Below are 230 nucleotides of genomic sequence, written 5' to 3'. Positions count from 1 at the left end.
CTATTGCGGCGGTCCTGCTCCCGGGTAATTGCCGGTGCCTCAGCCTGCACGGGCATGAGGCACAGCACCTTGCGATAAGCGATGATGGCATGCAGTTGCCCCTCGGTCAGGACCGTCCCATGACTGGACCGCGTACCGACCGGTGTGTTCTCGTCGAACTCGCCGTAGACGCTGGCATAGTCCAACAGCTCCAACACGCGGGCATGAGACAGCATGGCGGTGCAGGCCGA

Annotated in this window: 1 protein-coding gene; it reads right to left on the bottom strand. The window is 63.0% G+C overall.

The window, feature by feature from the left end:
* On the bottom strand, nucleotides 1-230 hold a 230-nt coding region (locus VJI94_RS08900), incomplete at both ends, for a hypothetical protein (RefSeq protein ID WP_324009118.1).

Source organism: Parvimonas sp. D9, assembly GCF_035282565.1.
Classification (GTDB): Bacteria; Bacillota; Clostridia; order Tissierellales; family Peptoniphilaceae; genus Parvimonas; species Parvimonas micra.
Note: the sequence above shows the minus strand (reverse complement) of the source record. Positions and strands in the feature narration are given on the sequence as shown.